This window comes from Streptomyces sp. NPDC051907, assembly GCF_040681075.1.
In the GTDB taxonomy this organism is placed as follows: Bacteria; Actinomycetota; Actinomycetes; order Streptomycetales; family Streptomycetaceae; genus Streptomyces.
In genome coordinates, this window is the sequence record NZ_JBFAYB010000001.1 from 195,296 (window position 1) to 208,583 (window position 13,288).

Here is a 13,288-nt window from a genome sequence, read left to right on the forward strand (position 1 = left end):
TCCCGGCCCGGTAGAGTGGGCGGTTCCGGGCCGGGGCCGGGTCGGGGCCGCGACGCGTCCTCGCCGTTGATCTGTCACCATTCCCCGGGGGGCCGTTCGCCGTTGAACGGTGCTCGTTTGGAGACAGTTGCGACCAGGGGACGGATGGGACCGCGCAGTGCGGGGCTACGAACGCCAGGAGAGCCACCGAGCTGACGACGACCACCTCTCGCGGTTCGAAGCCGAGATGGACCGGCTGAAGACCGACCGGGAGAAGGCCGTCCAGCATGCCGAGGATCTCGGCTATCAGGTCGAGGTATTGCGCGCCAAGCTCCATGAGGCGCGGCGAAACCTCGCCTCCCGTCCTGCCTACGACAGCGCCGACATCGGCTACCAGGCCGAGCAGCTGCTCCGTAACGCCCAGATCCAGGCGGACCAGCTCCGCTCGGACGCCGAGCGCGAGATGCGCGAGGTCCGGGCCCAGACGCAGCGCATCCTCCAGGAGCACGCGGAGCACCAGGCGCGGCTCCAGGCCGAGCTGCACTCCGAGGCGGTCCAGCGCCGCCAGCGTCTGGACCAGGAGCTCTCCGAGCGCCGCCAGACCGTCGAGGCACACGTCAACGAGAACGTCGCCTGGGCCGAGCAGCTGCGCGCCCGCACCGAGGCGCAGGCCCGCCGCCTGCTGGACGAGTCCCGCGCCGAGGCCGAGCAGTCGCTCGCCGCGGCCCGCGCCGAGGCCACCCGGGTCGCCGAGGAGGCCCGGGCGCGGCTCGGCTCCGAGACGGAGTCCGCCCGCGGCGAGGCCGAGGCGATCCTGCTGCGCGCCCGCAAGGACGCCGAGCGCCTGCTGAACGCCGCCTCCAACCAGGCGCAGGAGGCCACCGCGCACGCCGAGCAGCTGCGCACCTCCACCACCGCCGAGTCCGACCAGGCCCGCCAGCAGGCGACCGAGCTGAGCCGCGCCGCCGAGCAGCGGATCCAGGCGGCGGAGGAGAAGCTCCGCGAGGCCCGCTCGGAGTCCGAGAAGGTCCTCGCCGAGGCGAAGGACTCGGCCGCCAAGCAGCTGGCCTCCGCCGAGTCGGTCAACGAGCAGCGCACCCGTACCGCCAAGGCGGAGATCGCCCGGCTGGTCGGCGAGGCCACCAAGGAGTCCGAGGCGCTGAAGGCGGAGGCCGAGCAGGCCCTCGCCGACGCCCGCGCCGAGGCGGAGAAGCTGGTCGCCGAGGCCGGCGAGAAGGCGCGCACGGTCGCGGCGGAGGACTCCGCCGCCCAGCTCGCCAAGGCGGCCCGCACCGCCGAGGAAGTCCTGACCAAGGCGTCCGACGACGCCCAGGCCACCACCCGCAAGGCCGGCGAGGAGGCCGAGCGGATCCGCCGCGAGGCCGAGGCCGAGGCGGACCGGCTGCGCGGCGAGGCGGCCGAGCAGGCCGATCAGCTCAAGGGCGCGGCCAAGGACGACACCAAGGAGTACCGCGCCAAGACCGTCGAGCTCCAGGAGGAGGCGCGCCGGCTGCGCGGCGAGGCCGAGCAGCTGCGCGCCGAGGCCGTCGCCGAGGGCGAGCGGATCCGCGCCGAAGCCCGGCGCGAGGCCGTCCAGCAGATCGAGGAGGCGGCTCGCACCGCCGAGGAGCTGCTGACCAAGGCCCGCACGGACTCCGACGAGCTGCGCGCCGGCGCCAGCGCCGAGAGCGAGCGCGTCCGCACGGAGGCGATCGAGCGGGCCACCACGCTGCGCAAGCAGGCCGAGGAGACCCTGGAGCGCACCCGCACGGAGGCCGAGCGGCTGCGCGCGGAGGCCGAGGAGCTGGCGGAGGGCGTCCAGGCCGCCGCCGAGCAGGCCGCGGCCGAGCTGCGCGCCGAGACCGAGCGGGGCGTCGCGGCCCGCCAGGCCGAGGCGGCCGACGAGCTGACCCGCCTGCACACCGAGGCCGAGGCGCGCCTCGCCTCCGCCGAGCAGAACCTGATGGAGTCCCGCGGCGAGGGCGAGCGGATCCGCCGCGAGGCCGCCGAGGAGGCCGAGCGGCTGCGCGCCGAGGCCGCCGAGCGGATGCGCACGCTCCAGGCGCAGGCCGAGCAGGAGGCGGAGCGGCTGCGCACCGAGGCCGCGTCGGACGCATCGAGCGCCCGCGCGGAGGCGGAGAACGTCGCGGTGCGGCTGCGCGGCGACGCCGCCGCCGAGGCCGAGCGGCTCAAGAGCGAGGCGCAGGAGACCGCCGACCGGGTCCGGACGGAGGCCATGGCGGCCGCCGAGCGGGTCGGGGCCGAGGCCGCCGAGGCGCTGACCGCCGCCCAGGAGGAGGCGAGCCGCCGTCGCCGGGAGGCCGAGGAGATCCTCGCCTCCGCGCGCACGGAGGCGGACCAGGAGCGCGAGCACGCCCGCGAGCAGAGCGAGGAGCTCCTCGCCTCCGCCCGCAAGCGGGTCGGCGAGGCGCAGGCCGAGGCGCAGCGCCTGGTGGAGGAGGCGGACCGCCGCGCCACCGAGATGGTCGCCGCCGCCGAGCAGACCGCCCAGCAGGTACGGGACTCGGTGTCGGGTCTGCAGGACCAGGCCGAGCAGGAGATCGCCGGGCTGCGCTCGGCCGCCGAGCACTCCGCGGACCGCACCAGGACCGAGGCGCAGGAAGAGGCCGACCGGGTCCGCGCGGACGCGTACGCCGAGCGGGAGCGGGCCGCCGAGGACGCGGGCCGGCTGCGCGCCAGGGCCCAGGAGGAGACCGAGGCGGCGAACGCGCTCGCCGAGCGGACCGTCTCCGAGGCGATCGCCGAGTCGGAGCGGCTGCGGGCCGAGACCGCGGAGTACGCGCAGCGGATGCGCACGGAGGCCGCCGACTCCCTCGCCGCGGCCGAGCAGGACGCCTCGCGCGCCCGTGCGGAGGCCCGCGAGGACGCCAACCGGATGCGTTCCGACGCCGCCTCCCAGGCGGATCTGCTCATCGGCGAGGCGTCGAGCGAGAGCGAGCGGATCACGACGGAGGCCACCGAGCTGCTGGCCATGGCGGAGCAGGACTCCGTCCGGCTGCGCAGCGAGGCCGAACAGGTCAAGGCGGACGGGGAGGTACAGGCCGAGGAGCTGCGGGCCGCCGCCAGGGCGGACGGCGAGCAGGTCCTGGACGAGGCGCGCAAGGCCGCCGACAAGCGGCGTGCCGACGCGGCGGGCCAGGCGGACGAGCTGATCTCCGAGGCGAGCGCCGAGGCGGAGCGGCTGCGTGCCGAGGCCGCCGACACGGTGGGCTCGGCGCAGCAGGCCGCCGAGCGCATCAAGTCCGAGGCGCGCAAGGTCAAGGCGGACGCCGAGGCGGCTGCCGAGCGGATGCGCGCGGAGGCCAGGGAAGAGGCCGACCGGGCGATCGACGAGGCGCGCGAGGCCGCGTCCAAGCGCCGTGCGGACGCCGCCGAGCAGGCCGACCAGCTGATCAACAAGGCTCAGGAGGAGGCGCTGCGCGCCGCCACCGAGGCCGAGGAGCAGGCCGACACGATGGTGGGCGCGGCGCGCAAGGAGGCCGACCGGCTGGTCTCCGAGGCGACCGTGGAGGGCAACTCGCGGGTGGAGAAGGCCCGTACGGACGCGGACGAGCTGCTGGTCGGCGCGCGCCGGGACGCCGCCGCCATAAGGGAGCGCGGCGAGGAGCTGCGGGCCCGGGTCGAGGCCGAGATCGAGGAGCTGCACGAGCGCGCCCGCCGGGAGACCGCCGAGCAGATGAAGTCGGCGGGCGAGCGGGTGGACCAGCTGGTGAAGGCGGCGACCGAGCAGAAGGCCGAGGCGGAGTCGAAGGCCAAGGCGCTCATGTCCGACGCGAATTCGGAGGCCGGCAAGGTCAGGATCGCCGCTGTGAAGAAGGCGGAGGCGCTCCTGAAGGAGGCCGGGCAGAAGAAGGCCGAGCTGGTCCGGGAGGCCGAGCGGGTCAAGGCGGAGGCCGACGCGGACGCCGAGCGCATGGTGGACGAGGGGAAGCGGGAGCTCGATGTGCTGGTCCGCCGCCGCGAGGACATCCAGGCCGAGATCTCCCGTGTCCAGGACGTGCTCGAGGCGTTGGAGTCGTTCGAGGCGCCGGGCGGGGGCGGCAAGGACGGGGGCGTGAAAGCAGGCGCGGCCGCCGGGATTACCCGTTCGAGTGGCAAGTCGACAGAGGGCTAATCGAGCATCAGCCACTCAAAAGGCTGGACATTCTCCAGATCAAACGGGCATCCGCTCGATGACACGCCGCTTGGGCCCCTAGGATTCCATCTATCACCTCACCGGTCTCATTCGACAGGAACCCCATGAGCGACACATCCTCCCCCTTCGGCTTCGAGCTCGTGCGGCGTGGTTACGACCGCGGTCAGGTGGACGACCGCATTACCAAGCTCGTCGCCGACCGTGACAGTGCTCTGGCCCGAATCACCTCTCTGGAAAAGCGCATCGAGGAACTCCACCTCGAGACGCAGAACGCCCAGGCCCAGGTCAGCGACGCGGAGCCGTCGTACGCCGGACTCGGTGCGCGCGTCGAGAAGATCCTCCGGCTCGCCGAGGAGGAGGCGAAGGACCTGCGCGAGGAGGCCCGTCGCGCGGCCGAGCAGCACCGCGAGCTCGCCGAGTCCGCCGCCCAGCAGGTGCGCAACGACGCCGAGTCGTTCTCCGCCGAGCGCAAGGCGAAGGCGGAGGAGGAAGGCGTCCGCATCGTCGAGAAGGCGAAGAGCGACGCCTCTACGCTGCGCTCCGAGGCCCAGAAGGACGCGCAGTCCAAGCGCGAGGAGGCGGACGCGCTCTTCGAGGAGACCCGCGCCAAGGCCGCCCAGGCCGCCGCGGACTTCGAGACGAACCTCGCCAAGCGCCGCGAGCAGTCCGAGCGCGACCTGGCCTCGCGTCAGGCGAAGGCGGAGAAGCGCCTGGCGGAGATCGAGCACCGCGCCGAGCAGCTGCGCCTGGAGGCCGAGAAGCTGCGCACGGACGCGGAGCGCCGGGCCCGTCAGACGGTGGAGACCGCGCAGCGCCAGGCCGAGGACATCGTGGCCGACGCGAACGCCAAGGCCGACCGGATCCGCAGCGAATCGGAGCGCGAGCTGGCGGCGCTCACCAACCGCCGCGACTCGATCAACGCTCAGCTGACCAACGTCCGCGAGATGCTGGCCACCCTGACCGGCGCGGCGGTCGCCGCGGCGGGCACGCCGGCGGACGACGAGCCGATCTCCCGCGGCGTCCCGGCTCAGCAGTCCCGCTAGTCGCCGCGTCCCGCTCGGTCCGCGCGGTCCGTCCGCGAGATCCGCGGTAGGTCTTCGAGTGCCCGGCGCCCCCAGGGGCGCCGGGCACTCGTGCGTCCGCGGCCGGGCCCGCGCAGGGGCGCGCGCTCGCCTCCTCGGCGCCGTGAGGCTCCGGTGGCGAGGCCCTACGGCCGCACTTAGCGTTGCCGCATGATCGAGCTCGAGGGTCTCACCAAGCGCTTCGGCGCCCTGACCGCCGTCGACCAGCTCTCTTTCACGGTCCGGCCGGGCGTGGTGACGGGTTTCCTCGGCCCGAACGGCGCGGGCAAGTCGACGACGATGCGGATGATGCTCGGTCTGGACAACCCGAGCAGCGGCGCCGTCAGGATCGACGGCCGGCACTACCGCGAGCTCGAAGAGCCCCTCAAGTACATCGGCGCGCTGCTGGACGCGAAGGCCATGCACGGCGGCCGGAGCGCGTACAACAATCTGCTCTGCCTCGCCCAGTCCAATCGCATCCCCTCCGCGCGCGTCGCGGAAGTCCTCGACGTGGTGGGTCTGACGGCGGTGGCGAGGAAGAAGTCGAAGGGGTTCTCCCTCGGCATGGGCCAGCGGCTGGGAATCGCGTCCGCGCTGCTCGGCGACCCTCGGGTGCTGCTCTTCGACGAGCCCGTCAATGGTCTGGACCCCGAGGGAATTCACTGGATCCGCAACCTTATGAAGACTCTTGCATCAGAAGGTCGCACGATCTTCGTCTCCTCGCATCTGATGAGCGAAATGGCGCTCACCGCGGATCACTTGATCGTCATTGGCCAGGGGCGATTGTTGGCCGATACCTCTATGGCTGATTTCATCCAGGAGAACTCGAGGAGTTACGTGCGGATGCGCTCTCCGCAGCAGGAACAGCTGAAAGACGTGCTGCACAGCGCAGGATTCATCCCCGTCGAGTCCGGCAACGGAATGCTGGAGATCGACGGGGCGACCGCCGAGCAGCTCGGCGAGCTGGCCGCGGAGCATCAGCTGGTCCTGCATGAGCTCAGCTCCCAGCGCGCCTCGCTGGAGGAGGCGTTCATGCAGATGACGGCGGGTGCGGTGGAGTACCACGCGCATTCGACGCACGAGTCCGCGCCGCCGCCGGTCCAGGCCCCCGGGCCCCAGTGGGGCGAGAGCTACCGCGCCAGGAAGGGGGGCTGACCGATGGCCTCGACGTCCGCGGTCCTCCAGTCCGAGTGGACCAAGATCCGTACGGTCTCGTCGACGACGTGGACGCTGGTGAGCGCGTTCGTCGTGACCGTGGCGATGAGCGCGGCGCTGTGCGCGCTCATGAAGGCGACGTTCGACGATCTGTCGCGGGTGGAGCAGCTCACCTTCGACCCCACGCTTCTGAGCTTCTCCGGGATGATCCTCGGTCAGCTGGCCATGGTGGTCTTCGGCGTGCTGGTGGTGGGCACGGAGTACAGCTCCGGCATGATCCGCACCTCGCTGGCCGCGGTGCCGCAGCGCGCCACGTTCATCTTCAGCAAGATGGCGGTGGCGACGGTGCTGGCGCTGGTCGTGGGGATGGCGACCAGCTTCCTGTCCTTCTTCCTCGGGCAGGCGCTGCTGGGCGAGCACCGGACGACGCTGGGCGCGGACAACGTCCTGCGCGCCGTCGTCGGCGGCGGGCTCTACATGGGGCTGATCGCGCTGTTCTCGATGGGCGTGGCGACGATGCTGCGCAGCTCGATGCTCTCGCTCGGCATCCTGATGCCGTTCTTCTTCCTGGTCTCGCAGATCCTGGCGTCGGTGCCGAAGGCGAAGACGGCCGCCCAGTACTTCCCCGACCAGGCCGGTTCCAAGATCATGCAGGTGGTCCCGGACGCGATGGGCAGCGACGAGGCGCCGTACGGGCCCTGGGGCGGGCTCGGGATCATGCTTCTGTGGGTGGTGGCGGCGCTGATCGGCGGGTATCTGGTGCTCAAGAGGCGGGACGCGTAGGGCGCCGCCGACCCGAGGGACGTCTGACATGAAGGACCGAAGTCTCAAGGCGCTGGGGCTGGACGGCGTGCCGGCCATGCAGCCGCTGACCTATCCGGGCCTCCCGGCCACCGAGCCCTGTCTGCTCGCCGGCGACCGGCTGCTGCCGCTGGAGGTCCGGCCGCTGCGGCTCGGCGACTGGCGGCTGACGGGCGAGTCGCCGCGCCAGAGCCTGGACGAGGCGCTGGCGGGCCTGGGCCAGACCCTGACCGGCCGCCGGTTCCCGGTCGTCGCGGTGGGCTCCAACGCCTCGCCGGGCCAGCTCGGCCACAAGCTCGCCCGGCTCGGCGTCCCGGCGGCCGTCCCGATGGTGCCGGTACGGGTGCGGGGCGTGGGGGTCGGGTGCTCCGGGCACATCGGCGCGGCCGGCTATGTGGCGAGCGCTCCGTATCTGGAGCGGGCGGCCAGCGAGGTCCTGGTGGTCAGCTGGTTCGACGCCGCCCAGGTCAGGGCGGTGGACGACACGGAGTTCCACTACCGGCGGGTGCTGCTGCCCGGCGACGCGTTCGAGATGACCATGCCGTCCGGGGAGCGGCTCGGCGGCGCCTACCTCTACGTCAGCTCCCACGGCGTCCTCGCCGGCCCCGACGGCGGGCCCCGCCGGAGCCGGGGCGACCAGTCGGAGCTGCTCGCCTCCCTGCTGGCGGCCTCGCCCCGGCTGCGCGAGCTGCTGGGGCCCGATCCGGCGAGCTGGGTGGACAGGGCCCGCGCGGAGCGCGAGGTGCGCGAGGCGGGCGGCCGGGTCTTCGCCGAGGAGGGCTGGGCGCTGGAGCAGCCGGGCTTCCTTCCGTACCTCGATGCAGCGGTCGAACAGCCGCTCTACGACGATCTGCCGCCGCTCGGAGGGTCCCTCGGATCGAGGCCATAGCGTTACGGCTTGGGCGGAACCGTCAAGGCATGGATATCCTCCTAACTCTTACGGGGGCGTACGGCCAGACAGCGGCCTGTGCCCCGACGACCCGAAAGTCGATGGGGCTGGAGAATGATCGAGGCAGTCGGCCTGACGAAGCGCTATGGCGCCAAGACAGCCGTGTACAACCTTTCCTTCCAGGTGCGGCCCGGCGCCGTCACCGGATTCCTCGGCCCCAACGGCGCGGGCAAGTCGACGACGATGCGGATGATCCTCGGCCTCGACCAGCCCACCGAGGGCCATGTGACGGTGGGCGGCCAGCCGTTCAGGCAGCTGCCGAACGCGCCGCGCCAGGTGGGCGCCCTGCTCGACGCGAAGGCCGTGCACGGCGGCCGCAGCGCGCGCAACCACCTGCTCTCGCTGGCGCAGCTCTCCGGCATCCCGGCCCGCAGGGTCGACGAGGTCCTGGGCGTCGTCGGGCTGCAGGAGGTCGCCAAGAAGCGCTCCAACGGCTTCTCGCTCGGCATGGGCCAGCGGCTCGGCATCGCCGCGGCGCTGCTCGGCGACCCTCAGGTGCTGCTCTTCGACGAGCCCGTCAACGGCCTCGACCCCGAGGGCATCCTCTGGGTCCGCAATCTGATGAAGCGGCTCGCCGCCGAGGGCCGCACGGTCTTCGTCTCCTCGCACCTGATGAGCGAGATGGCGCTGACCGCCGACCAGCTGATCGTGATCGGCCGCGGGCAGCTGCTCGCGGACATGAGCGTCAAGGACTTCATCTCCGCGAACTCGGCGGACTTCGCCCGGGTCCGCACGCCGGAGACCGAGCCGCAGCAGCGCGAGAAGCTCTCCTCCGCGCTCACCGAGGCCGGCGGGCAGGTCATGTCCGAGCCGGACGGCGCGCTGCGGGTGACCGGGCTGCCGCTGCCGAGGATCAGCGATCTGGCGCACGGCGCGGACGTACGGCTGTGGGAGCTCTCGCCGCACCAGGCCTCGCTGGAGGAGGCGTACATGCGGATGACGCAGGGCGCCGTGGACTACCGCTCGACCGCGGACCAGAAGTCGGGGCTGATGCAGCAGCCGCCGATGGGCTACATGCCGCCGCAGCAGCAGATCCCCGAGGTGCCGCAGCAGGGCTGGTACGCCCCGCCGCCGCCCCAGCCCGGCCAGGGCCCCAACCCGTACGCGGGCGCTCCCGGCGCCCCGGTCGGCCCGTACGCCGCTCCGGCCGCCCCGCCCGCCGCGCCGCCGCACGCCGCGCCGCCGGCCGCCGCCCCCGCCGACCTGACCAAGCCCGAGGACGCCCGATGACCACCCCCTACCAGCAGCAGGGCGCACCCGCCCCGACCTACGCCTCGCCGATCCCGGTGCGCGGCGCCCACCTCGGCGACGCCCTCGCCTCCGAGTGGACCAAGATCCGTTCCGTGCGCTCCACGATGTGGACGCTCGGCGTCATGATCGTGCTGATGATCGGCATCGGAGTGCTCTCCGCGGTCGCCGTCTCCGCGGCGGACGCCGATCTCCAGGGCCAGTCGGTGCTCTCCCTCGGCTTCTTCGGCGTGCTGCTCGGCTCCATCTGCGTGATCACGCTGGGCGTGCTCACCATCGGCTCCGAGTACGGCACCGGCATGATCAGGACCACGCTGACCGCGTGCCCCAGCCGCGCCCGTGTGCTGACCGCCAAGGCGATCGTCTTCTTCCTGCTCGTCTTCGTCCTCAGCACGGTGGTCACCGCGCTGGTGGGCGTGCTGCAGACCGCGATCGTGGACCAGGGCGAGTCCACCGGCGAGGACTGGTTCCGCGCGACGGTCGGCGTCTCGCTCTACGTCGCGACCCTCGGCCTGCTCGCGCTCGCCGTGGGCACGCTGATCCGCCACTCCGCGGGCTCGATCACGATCATGATCGGCCTGGTGCTGCTCCCGCTGGTGCTGGCCATGTTCATGTTCTCGGAGTCGCTGCGCGACCTTCAGCAGGCGCTCTTCGAGTACTCGATCCCCAACCAGATCGGCGTGCTGTACGACACCGCGGTGACCGAGTCCGGCCCGGCCGGCTGGGACCCGCTGTGGATCGCCCTCGGCGTGACGGGCGCCGCGCTGGCGGGCGCGTACGCCGTGCTGGCCAGGCGCGACGTGTAGCGAGCCTCAGTACCTCGGCGCGTTCCGGGACCGCTGCACCCTCGAGGTGCGGCGGTCCTTCGCGTTCCAGCACGCCTTGTGCCAGTGCCGCCGGTCCTCGACGCCGCCGTGCTGGGGCCACGCCACGACGTGCGGCATCCCGGAGGGGATCTCCTGGTCGCAGCCGGGGCAGCGGTACGTCTTGCCCGCGGCACTTGCGCCGGCGACGTGCCGGACCGACCACTCCTCGTCCTGCCAGGACTCGCTCCGGCCGAAACCGCCGTACCGGTCGCCGGAGTCGGCTGCTTGACCGGTCGTTCTGTCGCCGCCTCTGGGGCGGTTGCGACGCGGGGACACGTGACACCTCACGGGGCAAGTCCGGACAGTTCCACTCCAGCCTACGGTCCGAAGTCCTGGGTACACGCCCTGCACGGCGTGAGACGGTGGCACCCACAGGGGCCAGTTACCGGAAAATCGCAACAACTTCACGGATGGCCGTGCCTTTGGCACGTGTCAGACGTTGTTGCCAGTGGGGGGAGTGACGCGTCGGCCGCAAGGAGGCATCAGGCGATGCGCGTGGGAACTTTTGTACTGGCCGCCCAATTCCCGGGCCAGGGGCAGGGGGAGGCACTGCACCGCGCGGTGCGGTCCGCCGAGGTGGCGGAGGAGTCCGGACTGGACTCGGTCTGGCTGGCCGAGCACCACTTCGTGCCGTACGGCGTGTGCCCGTCCGCGGTGACGCTCGCCGCCCTGCTGCTCGGCCGCACCCGCAGGATCCGCGTCGGCACCGCCGTGAGCGTCCTGCCCAACGCGCATCCGGTCGCGCTGGGCGAGCAGGCCGCGCTGCTGCACCTCGTCTCGGGAGGCAGGTTCTCCCTGGGCGTGGGCCGCGGCGGACCCTGGGTGGACCTGGAGGTCTTCGGCGGCGGCCTTCAGGCGTACGAGTCGGGCTTCCCGGAGTCCCTGGAGCTGTTGCTGCGCTGGCTGCGCGAGCCCCGTGTGGCCGCCCAGGGGGAACGATTCACCTTCCGTGAAGTCCCCGTCGTGCCGCGGCCCGACGAGCTGCTGGAGGGCCCGGGGGACGCCCCTGCGGGCGGTCCCGAGGTCGTCGTCGCCTGCACGTCTCCCCAGAGCGTGAAGCTCGCCGCGGAGCACGGGCTGCCGATGCTCCTCGGCATGCACTGCGGGGACGGCGAGAAGGCGGAGATGGTCGCCCTGTGGCGTACGCACGCGCTGGCGGCCGGACACGACCCGGACGAGGTCAGGGCCGCCGGCCATGTGTCGGCCGGCGTGGCCCAGATCGGCGACCGGCGGGCCGAGGCCGCCGAGACCCTGGTGAAGGCGATGCCCGGCTGGCTCAAGCTGGGCCTGGACGCCCATGTGACGGTCGACGGCCGGCACCGCGCCATGCGCGACCCCGTGGCGTACGCGGAACTGCTGTGCGGGCTGCATCCGGTGGGCCCGCCCCAGCTCGCCGCGGACCGGATCGCGGCGACCGCCGAGCGGACCGGCATCACGCGCTTCGCGCTCCTGGCCGAGGGCTCGGGCGATCTGGCCGCCACCGAGGAGAACGTCCGGCGCCTCGGCGCCGAGGTGCTGCCGCTGCTCGGCTGAGTCCCACGGGGCGTACGGAATCGCGCGGGGGGCGCACATGGAGTTCACGGTGGCTCAGCCGTCCGAGTGCGCTGCCGCTCCGACACCAGTCGCACCTCCCGCGATGCGGAGCGGCAGCAGAAGACTTCAGCAGTCGCGCAGTTCGGGCGACTGGTTGAGCAGCTGGGCGCGTACGGAGGTGAAGCGGGCGAGCCGCTCGTCGACCGAGGAGTCCAGCGGGAACACCGCGACGCGGTGGCAGTTCTGGAATGCCAGACGCACACCGAAGTGCCGCTGCAGTGCGCCTCGAATGGCGTCACTCGCGAGCGCGCGCAGCAGCTGACCACGTGCCTGCTCGTCCGGCGGGGGCGTCTGGTTGTCGGCGAAGTCCCCGCCGTCCACCTTCAGCTGTGCCACCAGAGAACTGATCATCTCCCATGCGAAGGGCAGGGAGGTCCGGACGCAGTCGACGAAGGCAGCTTCGTCGACCTCGCCTCGCTCGGCCTGTTCCAACAGCGCCGGTGAGACGTCGAGCGACATGGGTTCTCCTCTCGCGACCCCGAAGAAAACGGGGTCTTACGGGCAGGGAGGGAGGACGGCGACGTACGACGCCATACCAACGGCGTACGACGACGCAGAGTGCACGCGCGACGACCTCCCGCTTCCACGGTAAGTGCGCAGGCCGGAGGGCACCAGGAGATTGGGAGCACAACCGGCCAAATAACGAAGGGGGCTTCCGGGGCGAATCGCGCGCAACTGCTGGAGTCGAGTAGCGTTGCCGACCATGCGTCTCGTCATCGCCCGCTGCTCCGTGGACTACGCCGGCCGGCTCACCGCCCATCTGCCCTCAGCGCCCCGCCTGATCCTGGTCAAGGCAGACGGCAGCGTCTCCATCCACGCGGATGACAGGGCGTACAAACCGCTGAACTGGATGTCGCCTCCCTGCACTTTGAAGGAGGGCGGCGAGGACGGCGCGGCCGTGTGGACCGTCGTGAACAAAGCGGGCGAGAAACTGATCATCACGATGGAGGAGATCCTCCATGACTCCTCGCACGAGCTCGGCGTGGACCCCGGCCTGATCAAGGACGGCGTGGAGGCCCACCTCCAGGAACTGCTGGCCGACCGCATCGAGACGCTGGGCGAGGGCTACAGCCTGATCCGCCGCGAATACCCCACGGCCATCGGCCCGGTGGACATCCTGTGCCGGGACTCCGACGGCGTGACCGTGGCCGTGGAGATCAAGCGGCGCGGCGAGATCGACGGCGTGGAGCAGCTGACGCGCTATCTGGAGCTGCTCAACCGGGACCCGCATCTCGCGCCGGTGAAGGGCCTCTTCGCGGCGCAGGAGATCAAGCCGCAGGCGCGGGTGCTGGCGACGGACCGCGGGATCGGCTGCGTGGTGCTGGACTACGACGCGCTGCGAGGCATCGAGGACGACAAGCTCAGGCTGTTCTGAGGTCTCTGCTGAAGTCCGGTCGCGAGTATGCGCACGGCCCCGGGCGGCACCGCTGTCTCCAGGGGTCCTCGCACCACATGGTCGGTTTGATCAGACCGCGAGCAG

At 72.1% G+C, this 13,288-nt stretch carries 11 protein-coding genes; 9 read left to right on the forward strand and 2 right to left on the reverse strand.

Annotated elements, in window-relative coordinates:
• The first annotated feature begins 157 nt into the window (after positions 1-157).
• The 7 genes from scy to AB0M39_RS00825 all read left to right on the forward strand — a co-directional run bounded on the left by scy (position 158) and on the right by AB0M39_RS00825 (position 10,155).
• Positions 158-4,114, forward strand: coding sequence for a polarized growth protein Scy (gene scy, locus AB0M39_RS00795; protein ID WP_365358633.1), 3,957 nt, complete (start codon positions 158-160; stop codon positions 4,112-4,114).
• A gap of 125 nt (positions 4,115-4,239) precedes the next feature.
• Positions 4,240-5,178 (forward strand): cellulose-binding protein, encoded by a 939-nt coding sequence (locus AB0M39_RS00800; RefSeq protein ID WP_365358635.1) that lies wholly within the window; start codon positions 4,240-4,242, stop codon positions 5,176-5,178.
• 189 nt (positions 5,179-5,367) lie between these two features.
• The gene (locus AB0M39_RS00805; RefSeq protein ID WP_365358637.1) at positions 5,368-6,351 is read left to right on the forward strand and encodes an ATP-binding cassette domain-containing protein; all 984 of its coding nucleotides are present in this window, start codon (positions 5,368-5,370) and stop codon (positions 6,349-6,351) included.
• 3 nt (positions 6,352-6,354) lie between these two features.
• Positions 6,355-7,134, forward strand: coding sequence for an ABC transporter permease (locus AB0M39_RS00810; RefSeq protein WP_365358639.1), 780 nt, complete (start codon positions 6,355-6,357; stop codon positions 7,132-7,134).
• Positions 7,135-7,162: 28 nt separating this feature from the next.
• Positions 7,163-8,041, forward strand: coding sequence for a hypothetical protein (locus AB0M39_RS00815; protein WP_365358641.1), 879 nt, complete (start codon positions 7,163-7,165; stop codon positions 8,039-8,041).
• Positions 8,042-8,155: 114 nt separating this feature from the next.
• Positions 8,156-9,331 carry an ABC transporter ATP-binding protein gene (locus tag AB0M39_RS00820; protein ID WP_365358642.1) on the forward strand — a complete coding sequence of 392 codons (1,176 nt, stop codon included), beginning with the start codon at positions 8,156-8,158 and terminating at the stop codon, positions 9,329-9,331.
• Positions 9,328-10,155 carry an ABC transporter permease gene (locus tag AB0M39_RS00825; protein WP_365358644.1) on the forward strand — a complete coding sequence of 276 codons (828 nt, stop codon included), beginning with the start codon at positions 9,328-9,330 and terminating at the stop codon, positions 10,153-10,155. The genes AB0M39_RS00820 and AB0M39_RS00825 overlap by 4 nt, the downstream gene beginning before the upstream one ends.
• A gap of 6 nt (positions 10,156-10,161) precedes the next feature.
• Here the strand turns inward: AB0M39_RS00825 and AB0M39_RS00830 are convergent, their stop codons facing one another.
• Positions 10,162-10,491 carry an ATP/GTP-binding protein gene (locus tag AB0M39_RS00830; protein ID WP_365358646.1) on the reverse strand — a complete coding sequence of 110 codons (330 nt, stop codon included), beginning with the start codon at positions 10,489-10,491 and terminating at the stop codon, positions 10,162-10,164.
• 213 nt (positions 10,492-10,704) lie between these two features.
• Here AB0M39_RS00830 and AB0M39_RS00835 point away from each other — a divergent pair, with 213 nt between their 5' ends.
• Entirely contained in the window at positions 10,705-11,748 is a 1,044-nt protein-coding gene (locus AB0M39_RS00835) for an LLM class flavin-dependent oxidoreductase (protein WP_365358648.1), read from the forward strand.
• A 126-nt stretch (positions 11,749-11,874) separates the two neighbouring features.
• Here the strand turns inward: AB0M39_RS00835 and AB0M39_RS00840 are convergent, their stop codons facing one another.
• Positions 11,875-12,267 carry an SCO5389 family protein gene (locus tag AB0M39_RS00840; RefSeq protein ID WP_142213642.1) on the reverse strand — a complete coding sequence of 131 codons (393 nt, stop codon included), beginning with the start codon at positions 12,265-12,267 and terminating at the stop codon, positions 11,875-11,877.
• 244 nt (positions 12,268-12,511) lie between these two features.
• On the opposite strand from AB0M39_RS00840, the gene nucS reads away from it, so the two are divergent.
• Positions 12,512-13,183 carry an endonuclease NucS gene (gene nucS, locus AB0M39_RS00845; protein WP_365358650.1) on the forward strand — a complete coding sequence of 224 codons (672 nt, stop codon included), beginning with the start codon at positions 12,512-12,514 and terminating at the stop codon, positions 13,181-13,183.
• Positions 13,184-13,288 lie beyond the last annotated feature (105 nt).

What these genes read in the sequence shown, in the direction of transcription:
- AB0M39_RS00820 (WP_365358642.1), top strand. Translation starts at nt 8,156, where the DNA reads ATGATCGAGGCAGTCGGCCTGACGAAGCGCTATGGCGCCAAGACAGCC.
- nucS (WP_365358650.1), top strand. Translation starts at nt 12,512, where the DNA reads ATGCGTCTCGTCATCGCCCGCTGCTCCGTGGACTACGCCGGCCGGCTC.
- AB0M39_RS00810 (WP_365358639.1), top strand. Translation starts at nt 6,355, where the DNA reads ATGGCCTCGACGTCCGCGGTCCTCCAGTCCGAGTGGACCAAGATCCGT.
- AB0M39_RS00815 (WP_365358641.1), top strand. Translation starts at nt 7,163, where the DNA reads ATGAAGGACCGAAGTCTCAAGGCGCTGGGGCTGGACGGCGTGCCGGCC.
- AB0M39_RS00800 (WP_365358635.1), top strand. Translation starts at nt 4,240, where the DNA reads ATGAGCGACACATCCTCCCCCTTCGGCTTCGAGCTCGTGCGGCGTGGT.
- AB0M39_RS00825 (WP_365358644.1), top strand. Translation starts at nt 9,328, where the DNA reads ATGACCACCCCCTACCAGCAGCAGGGCGCACCCGCCCCGACCTACGCC.
- AB0M39_RS00840 (WP_142213642.1), bottom strand. Translation starts at nt 12,267, where the DNA reads ATGTCGCTCGACGTCTCACCGGCGCTGTTGGAACAGGCCGAGCGAGGC.
- AB0M39_RS00835 (WP_365358648.1), top strand. Translation starts at nt 10,705, where the DNA reads ATGCGCGTGGGAACTTTTGTACTGGCCGCCCAATTCCCGGGCCAGGGG.
- AB0M39_RS00805 (WP_365358637.1), top strand. Translation starts at nt 5,368, where the DNA reads ATGATCGAGCTCGAGGGTCTCACCAAGCGCTTCGGCGCCCTGACCGCC.